Source organism: Aureibaculum koreense (genome assembly GCF_034296135.1).
Taxonomy (GTDB): Bacteria; Bacteroidota; Bacteroidia; order Flavobacteriales; family Flavobacteriaceae; genus Aureibaculum.
The window spans coordinates 1-24,039 of the sequence record NZ_JAXKVV010000007.1 but is presented as its reverse complement, the minus strand read 5'-3'; the positions used below and the strand labels follow the sequence as shown (position 1 = coordinate 24,039).

At 33.2% G+C, this 24,039-nt stretch carries 20 protein-coding genes and 1 pseudogene; 16 read left to right on the top strand and 5 right to left on the bottom strand.

Features of this window, described 5'->3' with window-relative positions; all coding sequences use genetic code 11:
- Positions 1 to 329 precede the first annotated feature (329 nt).
- Positions 330 to 3,836 carry a TraB/GumN family protein gene (locus tag UMM65_RS08155; protein WP_321976010.1) on the top strand — a complete coding sequence of 1,169 codons (3,507 nt, stop codon included), beginning with the start codon at positions 330 to 332 and terminating at the stop codon, positions 3,834 to 3,836.
- Here UMM65_RS08155 and UMM65_RS08150 read toward each other — a convergent pair.
- Together UMM65_RS08150 and UMM65_RS08145 are read right to left on the bottom strand one after the other, a co-directional pair.
- The gene (locus UMM65_RS08150; protein WP_321976009.1) at positions 3,830 to 4,333 is read right to left on the bottom strand and encodes a TrmH family RNA methyltransferase; all 504 of its coding nucleotides are present in this window, start codon (positions 4,331 to 4,333) and stop codon (positions 3,830 to 3,832) included. The genes UMM65_RS08155 and UMM65_RS08150 overlap by 7 nt on opposite strands.
- 68 nt (positions 4,334 to 4,401) lie before the next feature.
- Positions 4,402 to 5,295, bottom strand: a complete 894-nt coding sequence (locus UMM65_RS08145; protein ID WP_321976008.1) for an AraC family transcriptional regulator — start codon at positions 5,293 to 5,295, stop codon at positions 4,402 to 4,404.
- Positions 5,296 to 5,487: 192 nt separating this feature from the next.
- Here UMM65_RS08145 and hemA point away from each other — a divergent pair, with 192 nt between their 5' ends.
- The 11 genes from hemA to UMM65_RS08090 all read left to right on the top strand — a co-directional run bounded on the left by hemA (position 5,488) and on the right by UMM65_RS08090 (position 16,716).
- Positions 5,488 to 6,735: a glutamyl-tRNA reductase gene (gene hemA, locus UMM65_RS08140; RefSeq protein ID WP_321976007.1), complete on the top strand. Its 1,248-nt coding sequence runs from the start codon at positions 5,488 to 5,490 to the stop codon at positions 6,733 to 6,735.
- Between the two features lie 2 nt (positions 6,736 to 6,737).
- A complete protein-coding gene (hemC, locus tag UMM65_RS08135) occupies positions 6,738 to 8,321 on the top strand; it encodes a hydroxymethylbilane synthase (protein ID WP_321976006.1) in 1,584 nt (527 codons plus the stop codon).
- Between the two features lie 108 nt (positions 8,322 to 8,429).
- Entirely contained in the window at positions 8,430 to 9,395 is a 966-nt protein-coding gene (hemB, locus tag UMM65_RS08130) for a porphobilinogen synthase (protein ID WP_321976005.1), read from the top strand.
- A 75-nt stretch (positions 9,396 to 9,470) separates the two neighbouring features.
- Positions 9,471 to 10,781, top strand: coding sequence for a glutamate-1-semialdehyde 2,1-aminomutase (gene hemL, locus UMM65_RS08125; RefSeq protein ID WP_321976004.1), 1,311 nt, complete (start codon positions 9,471 to 9,473; stop codon positions 10,779 to 10,781).
- 27 nt (positions 10,782 to 10,808) lie between these two features.
- Entirely contained in the window at positions 10,809 to 11,834 is a 1,026-nt protein-coding gene (gene hemE / locus UMM65_RS08120) for a uroporphyrinogen decarboxylase (protein ID WP_321976003.1), read from the top strand.
- Entirely contained in the window at positions 11,834 to 12,331 is a 498-nt protein-coding gene (locus UMM65_RS08115; RefSeq protein ID WP_321976002.1) for a DUF6973 domain-containing protein, read from the top strand. The genes hemE and UMM65_RS08115 overlap by 1 nt, the downstream gene beginning before the upstream one ends.
- The gene (locus tag UMM65_RS08110; RefSeq protein ID WP_321976001.1) at positions 12,324 to 13,103 is read left to right on the top strand and encodes an EI24 domain-containing protein; all 780 of its coding nucleotides are present in this window, start codon (positions 12,324 to 12,326) and stop codon (positions 13,101 to 13,103) included. Before UMM65_RS08115 ends, UMM65_RS08110 begins: the two co-directional genes overlap by 8 nt.
- Positions 13,100 to 13,651 carry a GNAT family N-acetyltransferase gene (locus UMM65_RS08105; protein ID WP_321976000.1) on the top strand — a complete coding sequence of 184 codons (552 nt, stop codon included), beginning with the start codon at positions 13,100 to 13,102 and terminating at the stop codon, positions 13,649 to 13,651. The genes UMM65_RS08110 and UMM65_RS08105 overlap by 4 nt, the downstream gene beginning before the upstream one ends.
- Before the next feature lie 88 nt (positions 13,652 to 13,739).
- Positions 13,740 to 14,369: a hypothetical protein gene (locus UMM65_RS08100; RefSeq protein ID WP_321975999.1), complete on the top strand. Its 630-nt coding sequence runs from the start codon at positions 13,740 to 13,742 to the stop codon at positions 14,367 to 14,369.
- Positions 14,366 to 15,268 (top strand): oxygen-dependent coproporphyrinogen oxidase, encoded by a 903-nt coding sequence (gene hemF, locus UMM65_RS08095; protein ID WP_321975998.1) that lies wholly within the window; start codon positions 14,366 to 14,368, stop codon positions 15,266 to 15,268. The genes UMM65_RS08100 and hemF overlap by 4 nt, the downstream gene beginning before the upstream one ends.
- Positions 15,269 to 15,378: 110 nt before the next feature.
- Positions 15,379 to 16,716: a dihydrolipoamide acetyltransferase family protein gene (locus UMM65_RS08090; RefSeq protein WP_321975997.1), complete on the top strand. Its 1,338-nt coding sequence runs from the start codon at positions 15,379 to 15,381 to the stop codon at positions 16,714 to 16,716.
- A 106-nt stretch (positions 16,717 to 16,822) separates the two neighbouring features.
- On the opposite strand, the gene UMM65_RS08085 is transcribed toward UMM65_RS08090, so the two are convergent.
- The 3 genes from UMM65_RS08085 to UMM65_RS08075 are packed head-to-tail and all read right to left on the bottom strand — an operon-like array spanning position 16,823 to position 18,937.
- On the bottom strand, positions 16,823 to 17,614 hold the full coding sequence (locus UMM65_RS08085; RefSeq protein ID WP_321975996.1) for a hypothetical protein: 792 nt from the start codon (positions 17,612 to 17,614) through the stop codon (positions 16,823 to 16,825).
- Complete coding sequence (locus UMM65_RS08080; protein ID WP_321975995.1) at positions 17,611 to 18,531, bottom strand: MvdC/MvdD family ATP grasp protein; 921 nt, start codon at positions 18,529 to 18,531, stop codon at positions 17,611 to 17,613. Before UMM65_RS08080 ends, UMM65_RS08085 begins: the two co-directional genes overlap by 4 nt.
- Before the next feature lie 25 nt (positions 18,532 to 18,556).
- The gene (locus tag UMM65_RS08075) at positions 18,557 to 18,937 is read right to left on the bottom strand and encodes a hypothetical protein (RefSeq protein ID WP_321975994.1); all 381 of its coding nucleotides are present in this window, start codon (positions 18,935 to 18,937) and stop codon (positions 18,557 to 18,559) included.
- A gap of 197 nt (positions 18,938 to 19,134) precedes the next feature.
- Between UMM65_RS08075 and UMM65_RS08070 the strand changes: the two genes are divergently transcribed.
- The 4 genes and pseudogenes from UMM65_RS08070 to UMM65_RS08055 form a co-directional block, all read left to right on the top strand.
- A complete protein-coding gene (locus UMM65_RS08070) occupies positions 19,135 to 19,911 on the top strand; it encodes an exonuclease domain-containing protein (RefSeq protein ID WP_321975993.1) in 777 nt (258 codons plus the stop codon).
- Positions 19,912 to 19,913: 2 nt separating this feature from the next.
- A complete protein-coding gene (locus UMM65_RS08065) occupies positions 19,914 to 20,399 on the top strand; it encodes an ABC transporter ATPase (protein ID WP_321975992.1) in 486 nt (161 codons plus the stop codon).
- A gap of 143 nt (positions 20,400 to 20,542) precedes the next feature.
- Positions 20,543 to 23,464 (top strand): glycoside hydrolase family 3 N-terminal domain-containing protein, encoded by a 2,922-nt coding sequence (locus UMM65_RS08060; protein ID WP_321975991.1) that lies wholly within the window; start codon positions 20,543 to 20,545, stop codon positions 23,462 to 23,464.
- Positions 23,465 to 23,514: 50 nt separating this feature from the next.
- Positions 23,515 to 23,919: pseudogene (locus UMM65_RS08055) on the top strand (ClpP family protease); the annotation flags it as partial.
- Positions 23,920 to 24,039: the final 120 nt, after the last annotated feature.

Sequence of the window (24,039 nt, the reverse complement as noted above, 5' to 3'; positions counted from 1 at the left end):
AGTGGGTTTTGCTCAATTTGAATTTATCATTTTCAAATTAATAAATATATTTATCGTGATATTAGGAATTAGTTACTATGAGTTGTTTTAGTATTAAGACTAAATATGGTGTGATTACTAAATAGCTTAAAAAGACCACATTAATAATTTCCCCTTAAAACAGGGGGTGGTTTAGTAGTTACAATTAATATGTTTGTCAAGTTATTGCTTAAATTTATATATGTCCAAACTGAACATATAAAAATGGTAATGGGCATTGATGTGTAACAAAACGAATACCAACCTTCATAAATAATTAAAATTTTGGCGGGTTGGTCAAATTTATTTAGATGAAAAAAATTATCCTGATACTTTTATTATTGACTTGTACAATATTAACCGCACAACAGAAATATCAGAGTTTGCTTTGGAAAATATCTGGCAATAACCTTGAAAAAGATTCTTATTTATATGGAACCATGCATGTAAGTAGTAAGGTGGCTTTTCGATTGGATGATGTTTTTTATAAATCATTGGAAAAAAGTGAAGTGATTGCTTTAGAGTCAGATCCAACCGAATGGTTAGCCAACAGTTATGAAATGATAAACACGAGCATGTCATATTATGGTGGGTACAACTACTACAACACAGACTTTTATGGGGCTTTGTTTGAATTGTCGTTTCCGAAAAAATTGGCTATTAGAAATGCTATTCGTGTTGATAATTCTTTAGTTAACAGTTATTTGTATAGAAAACAAATGGGTTCTGATAATTTTGAAGAAGAAACTTATTTGGATATGTTTATCTATCAAGCCGGTAAAAAGAATCATAAACCTGTTGTTGGGCTAGAAGATTTTAACGAATCGCGTTATTTGGTTACTAAGGCGAGCTATAATGCCATGAAAAAGCAACAGGATACTTGGCTTAGAAAATTGTATGAAGAAAAACCAATGTACACTTTAACGGAAGATGCTTATCGTGACAGAAATTTAGATTTGTTGGATTCCATAGGCGAAGCTACAAATACAGAGCATTTTAGAAAATTTATGCTATACCAACGCAACCAGAATATGGTTGACGTACTGGATACTTTAATGCAGAAAAAGTCTGTTTTTACTGGTATTGGTGCAGCCCACTTACCCGGTGAAAACGGCGTTATAGAGATGTTAAGAAGGGAAGGTTATACTGTAACAGCATTAACTTCTAAACGGACTTCATTTGCCAGCCAAAAGAAAAGCGAATTGGAATCTACTTTTGTAGCACCAAAACTAAATAAAGAATCTACACCAGACGGATTTTTATCTATTCAGAGTTTTGAGAAGTTGTTGGAACTTAATTATTCTAATCAAAAATATTATATCGCTACAGATATGGCTAATGGTGGATATTTGGCGATAACTAGAATCAGCACCTTCGATTATTTGAACACTAATGGAAGTTCCAAAATAAGTTTGGATGATATAGATCATTTACTGTACGAGGATATTCCAGGCAAAATCATTAAGAAAGAAATGTTGGCAACACCTTATCCAGGCATTAGTATTCTCAACAAAACCAAGAAAAACGATTATCAAAAGTATCATATTTATAAAACGCCTTTAGAAATTGTTATCATTAAATTAGGTGGTAAAGGAGAATATGCCTTAAACCATGAAGATAAAATTTTTAATTCTATTTCTTTCAAACCAAATTCGAATAAACACGAAGAGTTTACACCCAAATTCGGTAAATATTCAGTTAAAATCCCGCAAAATTATAGTACAGCAAGTTTTGATTTAGCTGGTAAGAATTTAATCGAAGCCTATGATAATAAAGGATATTATTTTTTGCAGGAAGTACCGATCCACGACGTTAATTATATTGAAGAAGACCAGTTCGAAGCGGAATATATCCACAAAGCTTTTTATAAAAATTTAAAACTAAAACAGGAAAAAGGTAAAGTAGTTAAAGATAAATACGCTTCGTATCAATCTCATACCATTTTAGATGCTACAAGCCAGAAAGAACTAGCATTAAAAAGTATAGTAAAGGATGAAACGTATTATTTATTGGGTTATGTTGGTAAAGATACTGCCACGGCTAACAATTATTTTAATTCTTTTAAACTTAAAGACATTGTATATAAAGACGAGTTTAAAATAGTACGAGATACTTCATTGTACTTTACGGTGAAAACCAATACCAAACAGCCATTTCCTATGAATTACTATGGTGGTGGCATAAAACAGAAATCGTACGAAACAAAGACTAAAAATACACAATACAACTCTAAAACCAATGAGAGCATTAAGATAACCAGAACCAAATATCACGATTTGCAAATGTATGCCAATATTGACAGTTTATGGAATCAGGTAGATAGATCTTATGCGTACAGATTTAACCTAACAAACAAACAAAAACAGAAAGAAAATGGATTATATACCTATTCCTTTTTGGCAAAAGACAGTTTAAGTGCCAAGCGGGTTAGAGTAAAAAATATTCTTAAAAAAGGCGTGCTGTTCGAGTTAAAGACCATGGAAGATAGTTTAAGTACTTCGTCAAAATTTGTGGAGACTTTTTACAAAACCTTCACACCTTTGGACACCCTTTTAGGCAGAGATGTATTTGAAAATAAAGTGAATGATTATTTTACCGCATTAAAAAATAACGATAGTATTGCAGATAATGCCACATATTTGATAGATTTTACTGAAAAAGATGTTGATACAATGATTAAAATGCTAAATACTCACAAATTCTCTAGTGATAAAAAATATACTAAGGGCTATATTATAAGGGAGCTATCTGATTTAAAAAGTAAAAAGGTGATGCCGTTTTTAAAGCAACTGTACATTAAATCGTACAACGAACCTGAAACGCAAATTGACATTATCAAAGCCTTAATCGCTAAAAAGAATATTCAAGCACAACAGTTGGTTCTAGATTTATTGGAAGATGATTTTCCGATAGGAAATTATGCCATGAAAACTATTTTTGATAATAATTCCAGAAAGGATTCCCTTCGATTAAAAAAGGATTTATTCCCGGAATTATTAAAATATTCTACCATTCAAGAATATAAAACACCTATTTACAGTTTGCTATCAAGACTTAAAGACAGCAGTTTGGTAAAGCCAAAAATCTATAAAAAGTACAAAGAACAACTGCTTAACGATGCAAAAATCGAATTAAAACGTAGCTTGATGGATAATAGCAGGTCTTACGGAAGTGCTGCGGTAGAAGAGTCTTTGTTAGGCTATTATGTAAATTTATTATATCCATATAAGGAGGATAAAAGTATTGCTCAATTTTATTCAAAATTGTTAGAGAGCAATGATGTAAATGCTCTGATTACATACTATGTTTTACTGGAAAAGAACGGCCTGCAAGTACCTAAAAAATTAAAGGACAAAACCTTAAATGAGGTTGATAATATTAGCTTTGTAGTTGAAAGGTTGGCACAAAATAAAATTTTATTAGATTCTTTTAAAACCGAAGAATTTCAGCAAAAATATGCACAATCAAAATTATTTGCCAATATTTATCGTGACAAAGAGAGAGATGAAGTTTCTTTCTTTAAAAAAGAGGAGCTGAAAGTTGACGGAAAGGACATTAACGTTTATTTCTTTAAGTTGAAAAACATAAACGAGTATGCAAATACAGAATGGTTACATTATATTGCCTTTGAAAAAAACGGAAACCAAATAAAAGTTAAATCCTATTTTTTATCTGACAGTAGCCGAGGTTTTATGTTAAACGACACTAAAACAGAAGTTGAATTGGTAGAAGAAGGATTGAATTTTGTACGATATAAAGATAGAAAGCGTTTGAGCGGTAATTATCATGATGTTAATACCATGGGAATTGGTTATTGATTGATTTGATTTGTAATTTCATACAAAGCTATTGCTAAGCTATGAATAACATTCATTGACGAGTTTGTACCGTACATAGGTATTTTTACACTGTTATCAAGCAAATTTATATCAGAAATTCCATTCCGTTCACTGCCTAATACTAAAACTATTTTTTGATATTTTTTAAAATCATAATCTTGTATAGCTTTACTGTTGTCTGTAATTTCCAAACCTATTATAGTGTTATCTTCTGCTTTAAGTTGTTTTATTAATTCCGAAAAGTCGGCATACCTATCATGTAAAATTTGCGGAATAGTATTTCTTGAAGTTTTTTGGACTTTCCTATTTTCCAAATCGACATAATTTTCGTGCAGATAAATTTTTTGTACACCAAAAGACTCTGCAACCCGAAAGCACATTCCAACATTTTCAGGAGTTCTTAAGGCATCACAAACAACGGTAATCGGAAATTTTCGTTTTTTATTTTCTATTTCGTTGTGAGTCAATTGTTTCATTTAAAGTCTGAGTGAAAGTCCTTCCCCCGAGGGAGGGGTTTAGTTCCGATAGCTATCGGGAGGGCTTTTTAGGATGGGCTTCCTTTATATTTCTTAGGAGTAGTTCCGTATTTTTTCTTAAAGGCAGAAATAAAATGACTTGAAGTGCTATACCCAACTTTTAAACCTACTTCATTCACATTATATTGATTGGTTTCCAATAGTTTACGGGCTACCTCCATTTTGTAATCAAATAAAAAACTATAGACGGTATCGCCATAAATTTGTTTAAATCCCGTTTTTAGTTTCTTTAGATTGAGATCTACTTCATTTGCCAAGTCTTTCAAGCTGGGTGGTTCGGTCATATTTGCAATAATAATGTCTTTAGCTCTTCTGATTTTGAGTACGTTTTGTTCGTCAACTAAAAAAGGGCATTGCTCAACATCAGCCTCCCCACCGTGATTGAAGCTTAAGCTCAATAGTTCATAAACTTTTCCTTGTAGATATAGTTTTTCTATGGATCGATGAATATTATAGTTAATCATTTGGTTTAAAACGACGGAAATTGCTGGTGTTATTTCTTTAGTGTCATAATACTTTTTATCCTTGTTATCATCCGTTAAAAAATGGATATAATCCGCTTCTTCTGAAAATAAGGAATGGAATTTTTTAATCGAGATAAATAACGATATTACCCAAGATTTTGCAGATAATTCTAAATGCAAGGGCAGATTCGTTTGCGGATTATAGAGGAGTAGCGAATGTTCATCCGCTACATCAAAACTATAATTTCCATTGTTAAATAAAAACTTTGAATCGCCTTTTAAACAGAAATGAAATTGAATATAACTACTATCAATATCATGCGTAATCGTTTGATTATCATTACTTTCATTTAAAGATTTTAGCAAAATAATTCCAGGTTCCAATTCATTTTTTAATATTGGACTTTCCGCGTTACTTTTTAACATTATTTCGGGCATTAAATATGATTTTTGTTATTTAGAACTGTTCTAAATTATTATTTTAAAATATTAATAATATCAGCAAATATAAGGGTTTTAATGAACTTATTACTCTAAAAAACATCAAAAAAACCTAAAGCGACATAATTAACCCTTTAAGCGTTGTTTTTATTCAAATACTAAAACTATTTTTGCTTCGATTGAAAGATTATGCAACGTTATCATATTTCCAAACATCATTCTTTTTACTGTATCGGCCTTAGCTACGAAAAAGCCAATGCCGAAATTCGTGGTCGTTTTAGTTTGAACAACACTGCAAGACAGCATCTATTGAATGACGCTACCTCCGTAGGTATTGAGGAAATTATTGTTATTTCTACTTGTAACAGAACTGAAATTTACGGTTTTGCCGAGCATCCTTTTCAGCTTATCAAATTACTTTGTAAACATTCTAACGGAACGGTTGAAGAGTTTGAAAAAGTTGCATCTATTTATAAAAATAACGAGGCTATCCATCATATGTTTCGTGTAGGAACGGGATTGGAAAGTCAAATATTGGGTGATTTTGAGATTATCGGGCAATTAAAGAAAAGCGTGTTGGCATCTAAAAAGTTGAATTTATTAAATGCCTTTTTAGAAAGATTAACAAATAATGTAATTACTGCAAGTAAACGTGTTAAGACTGAAACTGAAATTAGTTCAGGTGCTACATCGGTATCTTTTGCGTCAGTTCAATATATTTTAAATAATGTTGAGCAAGTTTCCAATAAGAATATACTCTTGTTTGGAACGGGTAAAATTGGTAGAAATACTTGTGATAACCTCGTAAAGCATACAAACAATAAATATATCACTTTGGTAAATAGAACCAAAGACAAAGCCTTGGAGGTGGCCGGAAAGTTTGATGTAACCGTAGCCGATTATGCAGATTTACAGGCTGAAATAAAAAAGGCTGATATTTTAATTGTCGCTACTGGTGCTCAATTGCCAACGGTGGATAAGGATATTATTTTGAATGATAAGCCTTTGTTAATCCTCGATCTTTCAATTCCCAAAAATGTATCAAATAATGTGCAGGACTTAGAAAATGTTAGTTTAATACATTTAGATGACCTTTCCCAGATTACTGATGATACACTTCAAAAAAGAAAAGCACAAGTTCCACAAGCTGAGTCTATAATAATTGAATTTGAAAAAGAATTTAAGACGTGGTTGGAAACCCGTAAGTTTGCCCCAACGATAAAAGCATTAAAATCGAAATTGGAAGCGATTAAATTGGAAGAAATAGACTATCAACGTAAAAAAATAGTCGATTTTAATGAAGACCAAGCTCTACTGATTTCTAATCGAATTGTTCAGAAAATCACTAAACAATTTGCCAATCACTTAAAAGATAATGATATTTCTTCTGATGAAAGTATCAAACTTATCTCAAAGGTTTTTCAGCTGAATGAATAAGAATGGAGAAGACAATTAGAATAGGCACTCGCGATAGTGAGTTGGCCATGTGGCAAGCAAAAACCGTACAAAATCAACTAGAATATTTAGGGTATAAAACAGAGCTAGTCCCAGTAAAAGCAACGGGAGATCTGGTCTTGAACAAACCCATTTACGAACTCGGGATTACAGGTGTTTTTACCCGTAATTTAGATATTGCTTTGCTCAATAACGAAATTGACATTGCTGTACACTCCCTTAAAGATGTGCCTACAGTTTTACCGGAAGGCATTGTACAAGCTGCCGTATTAAAAAGAGGTGCATCAGAAGATGTATTGGTTTTTAAAGACAATGAAGAGTTTTTGGCTCAAAAAGATGCCATTATTGCAACGGGAAGTTTACGCCGTAAGGCTCAGTGGTTGCATCGTTATCCATCTCATAAGGTAGTCGGCTTACGCGGAAATGTAAATACCCGACTCCAAAAAATAAAGGATAATGAAGATTGGAACGGTGCCATTTTCGCTGCCGCGGGATTGCAGCGAATAGGAATAAAACCTGCAAATATGGTAACCTTAAGTTGGATGATTTCTGCTCCTGCCCAGGGTGCAATAATGATTGCCGCTTTAGATGAGGATGAGTTTTCTAAAGAGGCATGTGCAAAATTAAACCACGAAGAAACAGAGATTTGTACTTCCGTAGAACGAAAATTCTTGAATTTATTAGAAGGTGGTTGTTCGGCACCAATTGGAGCATTGTGCTATATCAATGATGATGAAATCACACTAAAAGGCATCATTTTGAGCGAGGACGGTACAAGCAAAAAAGAAGTAAACAAAACTGTAAAACTTAGAAAGCACAGATATTTAGCTGAAGATGCTGCTAAAATTATTATAGATAGAGGTGGTAAGAAATTAATGTCTAACCATGTTAGTTTTGATAAGAAATTCAAGATATATTCCACTAAAAAATTAACGGTAAGTCAGTCTAAATTGGTTCACGAAGATATTAGTATTGAAGATAGCGATTTTATAAAAATAAGATTTAGCAGAATACCACAACCAGTATTAAAAAGTAAATTAGAAAATGTTATTATTACCAGTAAAAATACAGTAGAATCTTTGGCAACTAATTTTTCATTGCCTGAATTACAGTTTAAAAATATCTATTGTGTGGGCCGTAGAACTAAAGCACTGGTCGAGAAGAAAATTGGCCCTGTAAAGTTAGTTGCTAAAAATGCAAAGAAATTGGCACCGCTTTTACTTAAAGATCTTAAAAACAAAGAAGTTACCTGTTTTACAAGTAGTTTACGTTTAGATGAGTTGCCAAACTTTTTAGCAGAAAATGATGTGGAAGTCAATGAAGTAGAGGCCTATAAAACAATGTTTAGTCCGCTGGTAGTTGATGAAAATACTGATGGAATTTTATTTTACAGTCCATCTACAGTACAAAGTTATATTCAGGTTAACAAACCCATTGGTACTGCTTTTTGTATTGGCGAAACAACCGCTTTAGAAGCAAAAAAACATTTTAAAGAAGTGAAAGTTGCACAGGTACCGACTGTTGAAAGTGTTATTGAACTGGCAAATTTACATTTCATAGAAAAATAGAATTGACTCGACCTGCAAGGTTTTTCCTCCTACGCAAAAGCTTCGGCGGACAAGTAAAATCTTGTAGATCTAGTTTAGCTTATTAAAGAGAAGTAAAAAACGTTAACAATGTACAGAACCCGACGACTCAGAAAATCAGAAAACATTCGCAGATTGGTTAGGGAAACCAAACTGTCGGTTGACGATTTAATTTACCCATTATTTATTGAAGAAGGTAAAAATATTGAAACTGAAATTGTTTCCATGCCAGGCATAAAACGTTTCTCATTGGATAGAATTTCAAAAGAATTGGATGAGGTGGTTTCGCTTAATATTCCCGCTGTTTTGTTATTTGGTATTCCATCAGAAAAAGATGATGAAGGTACGGAAACATGGAACGATAATGGTATAATTCAGAAAGCAGTTCGGTTTATCAAAAAAAAATACCCTCAATTATATGTAATAACCGATGTTTGCTTTTGCGAATATACTTCACATGGACACTGTGGAATTTTACACGATAACGATGTTGATAATGATGCAACGTTGGTAAATATTGCCAAACAAGCCATCTCTCATGCCAAAGCTGGAGCAGATATGATAGCTCCATCAGGAATGATGGACGGTACAGTCGCCATGGTGCGAGAATCACTTGATAATTCAGAATTTTCTAATTTGCCTATTATGGCTTATTCTGTAAAATATGCTTCGGCATATTATGGGCCTTTTAGAGATGCTGCAGATTCAGCACCAAGTTTCGGTGATAGAAAAACCTATCAAATGGATACTGCCAACAGAGACGAAGCTCTACGAAAAGCTACTTTCGATGATACAGAAGGAGCGGATATTTTAATGGTAAAACCAGCATTGTCCTATTTGGATATTATTCGCGATTTAAAAAATAACTTTGACAGACCGATAGCTTGTTATAACGTTAGCGGCGAATACGCCATGATAAAAGCAGCGGGACAAAAAGGTTGGATTGACGAAGAAAAAGTAATGATGGAAAGTCTGCTCTCAATGAAAAGGGCAGGTGCAGATATTATTATTACTTATTTTGCGAAGGAAGTGGCAAGGCTTTTGTTGAATCGTTGATTTGTTGAATCGTGTAATCGTAATTTTAAACGTCAGTCTTAATACTCATATCTTAATACTTAATACTAGCGAAGCATGAGCTTTAAAAAATCAAATAAACTATACACAAAAGGTCTTAAACATTTAGTCGGTGCAGTAAATTCACCAGTACGTGCATTTGCATCAGTAGGAGGGAATCCACTCTTTATTAAAAAGGCGAAAGGCACAAAAATTACCGACGTTGATGGAAATAGCTATATAGATTATGTTTTGTCTTACGGACCAATGATTTTAGGGCATAAACACGAAAAAGTACAAAAGGCCATAAAAAAGGCTTTAAAAAACGGTTATACATTTGGAGCATCAACCAAAAATGAAATTAAACTCGCTAAAATTGTTTGTGATGCATTTCCTGGAATGGATAAAGTACGTTTTGTAAACTCGGGTACCGAAGCGGTGTTGAGTGCATTACGTTTAGCAAGAGCATTTACTGGCAAAGATAAGATTATTAAATTTTCAGGTTGTTATCATGGTCATTCTGATGCTTTGCTAGTTGCTGCAGGTTCAGGATTAGCAACATTGAGTTTGCCGGGAAGTAAAGGAGTACCCGAAGGTGCAGTTAAAAATACGTTGATTGCCAATTATAATGATTTAGATAGTGTAAAAAAGCATTTTGAAAAACACGATGATATTGCTGGAGTAATCATAGAACCTATTGCTGGTAATATGGGTGTAGTATTGCCAGAAGGCGATTTTTTAAAAGAATTAAAAGCGTATTTAGAAAGCAAAAATGCTTTACTCATTGTTGATGAGGTTATGACTGGTTTCCGTTCAAAATTTGGTGGAGCTCAGGAATTATTAGGTGTTGAAGCTGATATTACATGTCTTGGTAAAGTAATTGGAGGTGGTTTTCCCGTGGGTGCCTACGGAGCTAGGAATGAAATTATGGAAATGATTGCCCCTTTAGGTGCTATGTATCAGGCAGGAACGTTGAGTGGAAACCCGATAGCAATGGCAGCTGGAATTGCAACTTTGAGGGAATTAAAGAAGCAAAACCCTTATCAACAATTTGTTGAGGTAGCTGAAAAGTTGGAACACATGTTAATTGAAAAAGCTGAAAAACATAATGTTGACATTGTTGTCAATCGTTTTGGTTCAATGATTAACCCTTTCTTTAAAAAAGGAAGCGTTGTTAATTTTGAAGAGGCTCAACAATCAGATACAAAAAAATTCGCTGTTTTTTTCTGGGAAATGATTAAAAATGGTATATTTTTACCACCCTCGCAATTTGAAGCATGGTTTTTATCATCTGCTTTAAGCGAAAAAGACCTAGAAAAAACAGAAAAAGCAATTGATAACGCCATGGAAGCAGTGGCGAAGACCTGCAAGGTTTCCAAAACCTTGTAGGTTTTAGTATTCAAGCCAAACTGAATTATGATAAAAAACGACCTATTTTTAAGAGCTTTAAAAGGAGAAACTGTTGACCGTCCACCCGTTTGGATGATGCGTCAAGCAGGTAGATATTTACCAGAATTTATAGCAATCCGAGAGAAATACGATTTCTTTACAAGATGCCGTACACCCGAATTGGCAAGTGAAATTACGGTACAACCCATCAGAAGATACGGAATGGATGCCGCAATTTTGTTTTGTGATATTTTGGTAATTCCGCAAGCTATGAATATCGAAGTACAAATGAAACCGAATTTTGGGCCTTATTTACCAAATCCGGTAAGAGATCAAAAAGGGGTAGATGCCGTAATTGTACCCGATGTAAATGTGGAACTAGACTATGTATATCAAGCCATAAAAGCGACTAAAGAATTATTAAATAATGATATTCCTTTAATTGGTTTTGCGGGTTCTCCGTGGACAATTTTGTGCTATGTGGTGCAAGGTCAAGGGAGTAAAAATTTCGATAAAGCAAAAGCATTTTGTTTTACTCAACCTTTAGCAGCTCATCAGTTATTGCAAAAAATAACAGACACAACTATTGCGTATTTAAAAGCTAAAGTTAAAGCTGGAGTTGATGTAGTCCAGATTTTTGATTCTTGGGGTGGTATGCTGTCACCAACTGATTATCAAGAATTTTCTTGGCAATATATAAATCAGATTATTGAGGCGTTGAAAGACGATGTACCTGTAATTGCTTTTGGTAAAGGATGTTGGTTTGCATTGCAAGAGATGTCAAAATCTAATGCTAGTGCGTTGGGGGTTGATTGGACAATTACTCCGAAAAACGCACGTTATTTATCGGGTGGAAATATAACGTTACAAGGTAATTTTGACCCGTCAAGATTATTATCGCCACCATCTATCATAAAGAAAATGGTGCACCAAATGATAAATGATTTTGGCAAAGACAAGTATATTGTTAATTTAGGGCATGGTATTTTGCCCAATATTCCGCTAGATAATGCGAAGGCATTTATCGATGCCGTTAAAGAATATAATAGTTAATGGATAAGTTAGGTTTTGTTAAATTGATTAATAAGGGTAATGCCTGGTCATTTATCCTTTTGTTTATAAGGCATCCTTTAAATTTGATTCCAACGTTTTTGGCTACTTACGAAACTGTGAAAATTTCCGATCAACTCTATGGAAAATTGCATCATAAAAACAATGTTACTAATGCCTTTAGGCACGCACTTTGGAACATTTTAATCGCTAAAAAATGTTCAAGATGGAGGGGCAATACAAGAAAAGCGATCCGATTTGCCCAACAAGTTACAGACTGGCACGAAGAATTTTCACCAAATGAACCGTTGGAAAGAGAAATGGACTCACATAATAATCATGTGGGTAGAAAAATTTTTATTCAAAATGACGAAAGAGCAACACAGCAATTTATAGATGTTCTCATTGAAAAAGTAGCAGAAGCGAAAATGGTGTATTCAGTTGAGGATATTAAAAAATATAGTAACGATTTGGTATTTATTGAGCACCTAAATGATTAAGAATGTATTAAAAAGCATACAAGCCTACACTCAATCCTTTGGATTAATCTCAAAATTAAAACTCTGGAAGTATTTTTTCATTCCTATTTTAATCAGCATCATCACCGCAATTATTATTGGTTTTTTAGCTTACGGACTATCGGATAATATTGGATATTATATTGCAAAAATTTGGAGATGGGAATGGGGTAAGGAAACATTTACAACTATAAGCAGCATTATTGGTGGTTTGTCAATTATTGTGTTGGGTTTGATATTGTACAAACACATTATTATGGCATTGTCAGCACCTTTTATGAGTCCTGTTTCTGAAAAAATAGAAGCTCATTTTTCAGGATATTCTTTGTCAAAAAATCATAATCATAGGAATACAACCTTCAGTAACCAACTTTGGCGAGGTATAAGAATTAACGTTCGGAATTTAGGGAAAGAATTATTATTTACTATTCCAATTTTATTATTGAGTTTTATTCCTGTTTTCAATATTTTCACTACTACTGTGTTATTTCTAATCCAGGCTTATTACGCGGGGTTTGGAAATATGGATTATACCTTGGAGCGACATTATAATTATAATGAAAGTCTTAATTTTGTAAAGCAAAATAAAGGCCTGGCTATCGGTAACGGTATCGTGTTTATGCTATTTTTAATGATTCCCATTGTTGGTGTTATATTGGTATTGCCATTTTCGGTTACGGCAGCTTCTATTGGAACCGTTGAGCGAATAACCAGCAAAAATCTACTAAAAGATAATAAAACCATAGCTGAATGATTGCTCAATTTGATGGTTTCGAAATAAATCCAATACATTCTGGAGATGCTTGGAAGCTATGTGATTTTATTGTTACAAATACTGACCGATTAAAGCGTTTCTTCCCAAAAACATTAGAGCAAAACTTGAATCCCACGTTATCACAACTCTTTGTAGAAAAGAAAGTAAAACAATTCGAAAATAAAGAGGAATTTCTTTTTACATTAAAACATTCGGAAACACGAGAACTCGCAGGAATTATATATATCAAAGAATTAGATTGGAAGATACATCAAGCGGAATTTGGCTACTGTATAGGTTATCCATTTGAAGGTAAAGGCTTAACATCCAAAGCTGTAAAGATTTTGTCAAATTATGCTTTTGAAACTTTTGGCTTAAAAAATTTTCAAATTATTGCTCATAAAGATAATATAGCAAGTGTAAAAGTGGCTGAAAAATGTGGGTTTAGCTGGACTAAAACGCTTAAAAACGAATTTACTCCTACAGGCGAAGAACCCCTAGATATGGAGTTATATAAAAAAACTTGCAAGGTATCCAAGACCTTTTAGGTTTTAAAAAGGTAAATTGAACCGACCTAACCTGCAAGGTTTTCAAAACCTGGTAGGTCTAAAATCTTTAATCATAACAATAACATAAATGGAACTGGAAATATTAGAAAAGGGACATTATTATCATATTTATAATCGAGGAATTGATGGTTGTACTATTTTTAATAATTCCGAAAACATGGATTATTTCTTGAGGTTGGTCAATAAATACTTGATTACAAAAGTTAGTATCCTTTCATATTGTTTAATGAATAATCATTTTCATTTTATTGTGAGAGTTGATGATGATGAAAAAAAAGTCACGCAAGCGTTTTCAAATTTATTCAATGCTTATGCGAAGGCTTTCAATAAACAAAATTCAAGAACAGGTAGTCTTTTCGAAAAACATTTCAGGAGAAAAAGGATAAAAAATGAAGAATATTTGACAAACTTAATTATTTATATTCATACAAATCCGATGCATCATGGTATTTCTCAAGATTTTACAAATTATCCGTATTCATCTTACAGCTATTATGTCGATGGAACGATGCCGAATAATTTTTCTTTGTCTAAAGAAGAGGCAATAAATTTATTTAATTCGATTGAAAATTTGATGTATGTACATCAGAAAAAGCTGGTAGAATTGATGATAAATACCTACAAGGTCTTGGAGACCTTGCAGGAAGAACAAAGAATATTTCGGAAGAATTCACAAATCAGTCTGACAATAACATGAAAGATAAATTTTACAACTACATACAAAACCTACAAAATACCATTACTTCTAGACTTGAAGAAGTTGATGGCAAAGCCAAATTCAAAGAAGATCTTTGGGAACGACCGGAAGGTGGTGGAGGAAGAACTCGTGTAATTGAAAATGGAACCGTTTTCGAAAAAGGCGGAGTAAACATCTCAGCCGTCCATGGCGAACTTCCCAAAACCATGCAACAACATTTTGGTGTAAAGGAGGCCAATTTCTTTGCTTGCGGATTGAGTTTGGTACTACATCCTAAAAATCCTTTTGTACCCACGGTACACGCAAACTGGCGGTATTTTGAAATGTACAATAAACAAGGTGAAATAGTCGATTCATGGTTTGGCGGAGGGCAAGACCTTACACCTTATTATCTGTTTGAAGAAGATGCTAAGCATTTTCACCGAATTTGCAAAAGGGCTTGTGATAATTATAACCAGGAGTTTTATCAAAAATATAAAGAACGTTGTGATGAATATTTTTATAATACGCACCGTAACGAGGCTAGGGGTGTGGGCGGTTTATTCTTTGATTATTGTAAAGAAACGGACCAAATATCTATGCAAAACTGGTATAATTTTGTTACCGAAGTGGGTGATAGTTTTTTAGAGGCTTACGTACCCATTGTAGAAAAACGAAAAGCACTAACTTATACGGAAGCTCAACGGAATTGGCAAGAAATTAGAAGGGGTAGGTATGTGGAATTCAACTTGGTGCATGATAAAGGCACTTTGTTTGGCTTAAAAACCAACGGACGGATTGAAAGTATTTTAATGAGTTTACCACCACATGTGCAATGGGTGTACAATCATTATCCTGAAAAGGGTAGTGAAGAAGAAAAATTGCTCAATGTGTTAGAAAATCCCAAAGATTGGGTCTAACAGCTGATTTTTTAATAATTTTATGGTTTAAAAAAATCAATAATTTATCAATTTGATAAATTACACTTTATTATTTTATACATTTGCAAGACTCTAAATTTGTTAATCAGATGGCTAAATTTGAACTGAAATTGCCTAAAATGGGCGAAAGTGTTGCAGAAGCAACCATCACTTCTTGGTTAAAAGAAGTAGGGGATACTATTGAACTGGATGAAGCAATTGTTGAGATTGCTACTGATAAAGTGGACTCTGAAGTACCAAGTGAGGTGGAAGGGATTTTAGTTGAAAAATTACATGATGTTGATGCCGTTGTAAAAGTTGGAGAAACACTGGCCATTATTGAAACTTCAGGTAATGGAGAAGTAGAAGAAGCGAATGTTGAAGCTCCAGAAGTTGAAGAAAAAATAGAGAAACGACAAGAAGTTAAGGCCATTGAAAATTCCATAGCAGAAGTAACAGCTATTAAAGAACCTGTAGTAAAAGTAAGTAATACAGACTCTGACAAGTTTTATTCGCCACTAGTAAAGACCATTGCTCAAAAAGAAAATATTTCAATGGAGGAATTGGAAGCCATTTCTGGAACTGGAAAAGATGGTAGGGTTACTAAAAATGATATTTTAGATTATGTTGCCAATAGAGGTAATACATCTCAAAAAGCAGTTAAGCCTAAAAAGGTTGAGACTTCGTCACCTGTTCAATCTCAAAAACAGGCACCAGTAGCTTCAGTTTCTGTAAACGGACATGATGAAATTATTGAAATGACCAGAATGGGCAAATTGGTTGCCCAGCACATGGTACATTCTGTACAAACTTCGGCACATGTACAGTCTTTTATTGAAGTGGATGTTACCAAAATTGTAAATTGGCGTAACAAGATAAAAGACAGTTTTGAAAAAAGGGAAGGCGAAAAAATAACTTTTACCCCAATATTTATGGAAGCGGTAGCCAAGACCATAAAAGATTATCCGATGATAAATATTTCGGTTGATGGTGACAAAGTGATTAAAAAGAAAAATATCAATTTAGGGATGGCTACGGCATTGGCAGATGGTAACCTGATTGTGCCTGTAATTAAAAATGCCGACCAATTGAATTTAATGGGCATGACCAAAGCCGTTAACGATTTAGCTTTACGTGCCAGAACAGGAAAACTAAAACCCGACGATACACAAGGCGGTACCTATACCGTAACCAACGTAGGTGGTTTTGGAAGCGTAATGGGCACGCCCATTATAAACCAACCGCAAGTAGCTATTTTAGCCTTGGGTGCTATACGTAAAGTGCCTGCCGTTATTGAAACTTCAGAAGGTGATTTTATTGGCATACGCCATAAAATGTTTTTATCTCATTCTTATGACCACAGAGTGGTGAACGGTGCATTGGGTGGAATGTTTATAAAACGGGTTGCCGAGTATTTGGAAGGTTTTGATGTAAATAGGGAGTTTTAACTTAACCATTTTTTAATATAAAAATATTTTTACACCTAATCGTTTGCTACATGAATAAAAAGGTTTTGGTTTTATTTGAAAACGAAACTAACTTTTATACAAGTAATTATTTCTTATTGTTTACAACCTTTGTTGAATATAGCTTTTTTATAGAGTCAACTTCAAGATTAATTCTTTTATTTTCCAATATAATACTGTCTATCATTAATCTATTAGTATTTTGTTCAATGATCTTATTTTTTATTATATTTATTATTTTAGGATTAATTTCATCGATTCTTATCTCTTGGGGCTTGGGATTTATAAAAAAACTTAATATTATTATCACAAATGCAAAAACAGCAAAAAGAATATTTGCTAATTTAAAATTACGAGAAGCGTAGATTAAATTTTCTCCTTTATTACTTGTAACAGAAATATTTTGTTCTATCGAACTCACTAAATCAATGATTTCCATTTTAATGAACGCTTTTTCGGATTTAGCTCTTTTGTCATCAGTTATATTTGAGACAGTTCCCATGGAATATGGGTATTTGTTAATTATAAGAGTTTTAATAGAGTGATGAATAGTTAAAATGTAATGAAATAAAACAAAAACAAAAAACAATACCAATATAATTAAGAACCAATCGTTTAAGTCGTTAATAAAAGTTGCCAATAACGGGATAAATAAAGCGAAAATTGAAATTACAATACTTGCTTGACCTACAAGTTGAGAATTCTTATTCTCAATATTTAACATTCTACCTCTGTGAAGTTCATTTAATTCTTTTAAGTAATCTAAATGTTTAATTAAAAGGGCTTTTTTGTCTGTTGAAGTATAGACATGTTTCTTAGGCTTGTGCTTATCTTGTTTTATAAGCCCGATGTAACCCCAATATTTTTCAAAATAGTTCATGAAGTTAAGAATTTTATTATTTCATCGGAAATTTTTAAACCAGTATCAAATTCAATCCAAGCCCACTGCCCGTTTGGATTAATTTCTAAAAAAATGTAAGAGCCGTTTTTGGTTTTTATTAAATCAATTGCTCCGAAAGAAAGATTTAGCTCTTTTACCAATTGAACACACATTTGGGAAATAGCATTTGGCAAACTATATATAGTAAATTTAATTTTTTCCCTTCTCCAATCAATTTTTGTATTTTCATTTGTCTGAGAATCTATTTTAGCTGAAAAAACTTTATCATTAACCACTGTAACTCTTAATTCATATTCTTTCTCTATATACGACTGAATTATTGATGGCGTTAATGTGTATTCTTTAATTTTATCAATTGTATTTTTATCTATTTTGTTTGTGAATATATTTCTTACATTTTTACCATTATTTATTCTACCTTGATTTAAGGGTTTTATAATTACGTTACTATTATGATTTTTGATAAATTTCTTAAGAGCAATTTTACTATTCGACACCAATGTGTCAGGTATTTTAAAACCTATTTCTTGTGCTTTTTTTAATTGAATTAGTTTGTTTTCAGCTATATAAATATACTTTGGATTACTTAACCATTTTTCTAGTTTGAACAGGTTGAAAATGTTTGATAACAACGCATCATATTCTCTTAGTAGAAATATTTTCTCTCCATTGTTTACGTTGTTTATTTCTGGTAACATGGTTCGTCTAAACCAAACGGAAGTAATATTGTCGAGGCTATTTATTGAAAATGTATTTTGGCTTCCTATTTCAATTATATATTCCTTTGAGTCAATGTTTTCACAATTAAAGCGATAGTAGTCAATTCCTTTTTTATTTAGTTTTTCTATAACATAATCAACTGTAAAATCATTTTTATGCGTTACAATTAATATCATATCTTATTTGTCAGAATCATATTTTCTAGGGGTTGTCAACGGATTGTGTTGCCATTAGAAGCTTTAAAGATTGGGAATTCATATCCGAATCTGTTGGCTCATTTGAGACAAAAGTATGCGTTTCAGTTCCCATTAACATTCTAAAATCATCATCACTATCCGTATTCTCATTTAGAACTTTTGTAAATGTTTCAGTTCCCATTAGAGTTTTCAAAACTGAATCTGAATCAGAAACTTCGTTATTTACTCTTGTGTGCGTTTCAGTTCCCATATTTAAATATGAAATTGCAGGTATGTCAGTGCCACGCATTACAGATAGGTTTTTATTTTCCGAATATTCAAATAATGATTCATCAAATTCAATGTAATTAGGGTTTTCTTGAAATTCCAATATTAGTGGTCTCATAGTTCTGATTTTTTTGTATCCATCTAAGAGTCTAAACTTATTTTAAAATAACATATAGCGACTCGTAGAATCCATAAATTTAGTTAATATCTCCTAACAAACAAAATGTTAAATAATAAAATATCTTGTTACAAATTGTATCTTTGGGTTTTAAAATTTTCACGTAACTATACGCCATAAAATTGCTAACAGAAACTATGGAATTAAAGCTAAATAAACCTATTGTATTTTTTGATCTGGAAACTACCGGTATTAATATTGCCAAAGACCGTATTGTAGAAATTTCCATATTAAAAGTATACCCAAACGGTAATAAAGAAAGTAAAACTTGGTTGGTAAATCCCGAAATTGAAATTCCCGCTGAGGTGGTTGCTATTCACGGTATTACTAACGAAAAAGTAGTAACCGAACCTACTTTTGCTGAACTGGCTAAAGAAATTAATCAATTAATAGAGGGGTGTGATTTAGCGGGTTTTAACTCCAATCGTTTTGATATTCCACTATTAGCAGAAGAATTTTTACGGGTTGGTATTGATTTTGATATGAAAAATAGGGTAGGTATTGATGTGCAGGTAATTTATCATAAAAAAGAACAACGTACCTTAAGTGCAGCGTACAAATTTTATTGCGATAAAGACTTGGAAGATGCACATTCAGCGGAAGCGGACACCAATGCAACCTATGAGATTTTAAAAGCTCAATTGGCTAAATATGACGATTTAGAAAATGATGTTAAATTTTTACATGAATTTTCTTCGCATAAAAAAAGAGCGGATTTTGCTGGGTTTATAATGTTTAACGAAAAAAAAGAAGAAATTTTCACTTTTGGTAAGTACAAAGGCAAAAAGGTAGCCGATGTGTTGGAAAAAGATAAAGGTTATTATTCTTGGATACAAAATGCCGATTTTCCATTATATACCAAAAAAGTGCTGACTGCAATTAAATTACGCAGTTTTAATAATAAATTAAGTTAATTATGTATGTAGATTTTAATGCGTTGCCCAATACTTCAAGAGTTTGGGTTTATCAAGCGGATAGAACATTGACCGAGCCAGAAGTTAAACAAATTTCTGAGTATTTAAGAAATTTTGTAAATTCTTGGAAACGCCATGGTGACGATTTAACAGCTTCCTATAAAATTGAATACAATCAGTTTATCATACTGGCAGTCGATGAAGATCAAAATGGTGTTTCGGGTTGTTCCATTGATAGTTCGGTACACATTATAAAAGAAATAGAAAAGGCTTTTGATGTTGATTTGTTAAATAAAATGAAGGTTTCGTTTAAAGACGGTTCAAACATAAATACAGTCAATCTAAGTGATTTTAAAAAATATGCTGCCCAAAATAAAATAAATGCTGACACTATCGTTTTTAATAATATGATAAATTCTAAAGCGGAATTGCAATCCGCTTGGGAAGTAGAAGCGAGTAAAAGTTGGCATGCTAAGTTTTTAAACTAAAAATTATTGAGGCTTTGCCTTAAGACCTCTGAAATTACCTCTCCCTGCCCGTCCGGCAGGCGGACTTGGGAGAGGTCGAAACTGCATTTTTCAGCAGTTTCGGGTGAGGTTAAAAAAATAAATAAAAAACATATTATTCTTTTATGAATACCAGAATTCTCTCCGTTATTTTTCTTTTTATAACCACTATTAGTTTTGCACAAGTAGCAGATCCTTTGGATAAATTAGATACTTATGGTCAAAATGTTTGGGTAGATAGTATTATGAAAACTTTGACCATTGACGAAAAAATTGGCCAACTTTTTATGATACCTGCTTATTCCAACAGAGATGCACAACATGAGGCGGATGTAAATGCTTTGATAAAGAAATATCATATTGGCGGACTCGTATTTTTTCAGGGTACACCCGAAAAACAGATTCAGATGACCAATGTTTTCCAGAATACCTCAAAGATTCCGTTGTTGGTGGGTTTTGATGGCGAATGGGGCTTAGATATGCGATTGGACAATACCTATCGTTTTCCATGGAATATGACGCTTGGTGCAATTCAAGACGAGAGTTTAATTGAAGAATTTGGCGAAATGTTGGGTAAACATCACAGTCGTATCGGAATTCATGTAAATTTTGCTCCTGTGGTCGATGTAAATATCAATCCCGCTAATCCGATTATAGGTAACCGTTCTTTTGGTGAAGATCCAAAAAATGTGGCCTCAAAAGCAATCGCATTTACAAAAGGTATGCAAAGTCAAAATGTATTGGCAAATGCTAAACATTTTCCCGGTCATGGAGATACTGATGCTGATTCACATTTAACATTACCCACTATTCCATTTTCAAAACAGCGATTGGATTCTGTAGAATTATACCCTTACAAAGAATTGTTTAAAAACGGCTTGGCAAGTGTTATGGTAGCACATTTGAGCGTACCAGAATATGAGCCTAATGCAAAATTACCCTCTTCTTTATCTAAAAATATTGTAACTGATCTGCTTAAAGAAAAAATGGGTTTTAAAGGCTTAATTTTTACCGATGCCCTAAATATGAAAGGGGCGGCAAATTTTTCCAGCTCTGCTGAAATCAATTTGGAAGTAATTAAAGCAGGTAATGATATTTTATTGATGCCAGAAGATATTCCGGCCTCTTTCGCAAAGCTGCAACAGGCGGTTGCAGATAGTATCATATCGGTAAAACGATTGGACGAATCGGTCAAAAAAATACTAAAAGCCAAATATTGGGCAGGACTAAAGCATTTTAAACCCATTGAACTCAATAATTTACATGAAGACATCAACGGACAAGATGCTGAAATGTTACATTACAAATTGGTTGAAAACGCCACAACATTGTTAAAGAACGAACTGGATTTGTTTCCCGTAAAGGATTTAGCCGAAGCTAAAATAGCCTATGTAAAATTGGGTGATGATGACAATACTACATTCATTAACAGACTTAACGATTATACCCAAGTTGATGTCATATCCGGAAAAAACCTTGATGATGTTATCAAAAAATTAAAAGCCTATAATTTGGTGATTATTGGCTATCACAAATCAAATGCCAGTGCATGGAAAGGTTTTAAATTCACCAATAAAGAATTGGTTTGGTTGCAAGAAATTGCAAGGAACAACCGTGTTATTTTAGATGTTTTTGCGAGTGCTTACAGTTTATTGGATGTAAAAACTTTTACAAATATAGAAAGTATTTTGGTCTCTTATCAGAATAGTAAAATATCACAAGACGTTTCGGCACAACAAATTTTTGGAGCGTTAAGTGCCAAAGGAAGATTACCAGTTTCCATAAATAATGATTTTGCCGTCGGTTCTGGATTAAATTCTACCAATTTATTTAGACTATCCTATGGTGTACCCGAAGAAGTGGGCATGGATAGCAAAAAACTAGAGCGTCTAGATTCATTGGCTCAAGAAGTAGTCAAAGCCAAAATGGCTCCAGGTTTGCAGTTGTTGGTTGCCAAAAAAGGAAAGGTAATTTACAGAAAAAGTTTTGGTTACCATACGGATAAAAAAGAAACAAGGGTTCAGAACAATCATATATACGATTTGGCATCGATTACCAAAATTTTAGGAGGTCTGCCATTGATTATGAAAGCCGAAGAAGAAGGTAAAATTTCACTAAATACGCCTATTGGAAAACTATTTAAGGTTTTAGATACAACCGATAAAAAGGATATAACCGTAAAGGAAGCCTTATCTCATTATGCAAGGCTACAGTCGTGGATACCCTATTATTTGCGTACTATAGACAGTGCTACCCAAAAAGCTTCTGAAAAATATTACAGACATAGCCCTTCAAAAGAATTTTCAATTCAGGTTGCCAACAAACTCTACTTAAGAACGGATTATAAAGATAGTATGTATCAAGCCATTGCTGATGCTCCTTTGTTAAACAGAAAGCGATATAAATATAGTGGTCTTATTTTCTATCTTTTTAAAGATTACTTTGAAAAGGAATATAAACAGACTATGGATGTTTCCAATAATTCATTTTTTTACAAGCCTTTAGGTGCTACTACGTTAACCTATAAGCCTTTGGAAAAATTTCCAAAACAAATAATTGTGCCAACGGAACGCGATTTATATTTCCGAAATCAATTGTTGCACGGTTATGTGCACGACCAAGGTGCAGCCATGTTTGGCGGTGTTAACGGTAATGCCGGATTATTCGCCAATGCAAATGATGTGGCCAAGATGATGCAAATGTACATGCAAGAGGGCTATTATGGTGGTAAGCGATATTTTAAAGGGGAAACCATCAGGAAATTTAATAAAAGATACTATTCGAAAAATAATGTACGTAGAGGTTTAGGTTTTGATAAACCTCAGATAAACCCCAGAGAGAAGGCCACCTGTGGTTGTGTATCACCCAAAAGTTTCGGGCATAGCGGTTACACAGGTACTTATACTTGGGCAGATCCAGAAACGGAACTCGTTTATGTTTTCTTGTCCAATAGGGTCTATCCTACAGCAACCAATTCAGGATTGGTAAAATATAATATCAGAACAGTAGCTCAACAGATTATTCAAGATGCTATTGTAGATAAATAGTTCAATAAATTTCAAAAAGATTCAAATAACTAACTATAAAAATATAACAAATGAGCAATGATGTAAAGCTTCAAGATATTATAGATTCTAAAATATTAAACGAGAGAAAAGTGTTCTTGTGGGGACAAGTTGATGACAATTCTGCCAAACATGTTATTGACAGGTTGATGTATTTGGAAATGACCCAACCGGGTAAGGAAATTCAATTGATAATTAATAGTCCCGGTGGTTATGTAACCTCTGGTTTTGCAATTTATGATACCATGAAGAGCATTACAAGTCCTGTATCAACTATTTGTTCGGGTTTAGCTGCATCTATGGGGTCAATTTTACTTTCAGCTGGCGAAAAGGGCAGAAGGTTTGTATTGCCTCACGCTAGGGTCATGATTCACCAACCCAGCGGAGGTGCTAGAGGGCAAGCTTCAGATATTGAAATCCAGATGGACGAAATTATAATACCATTTCTGATTTAAAAATACTCAAAAAATGTTTTAGTGTATAATTGATAACTGGTGATAGATTTTATAAGTTCAGGAGTTAGTTGGTTTACCATCTCAGTAATTTTATCTTGTAGC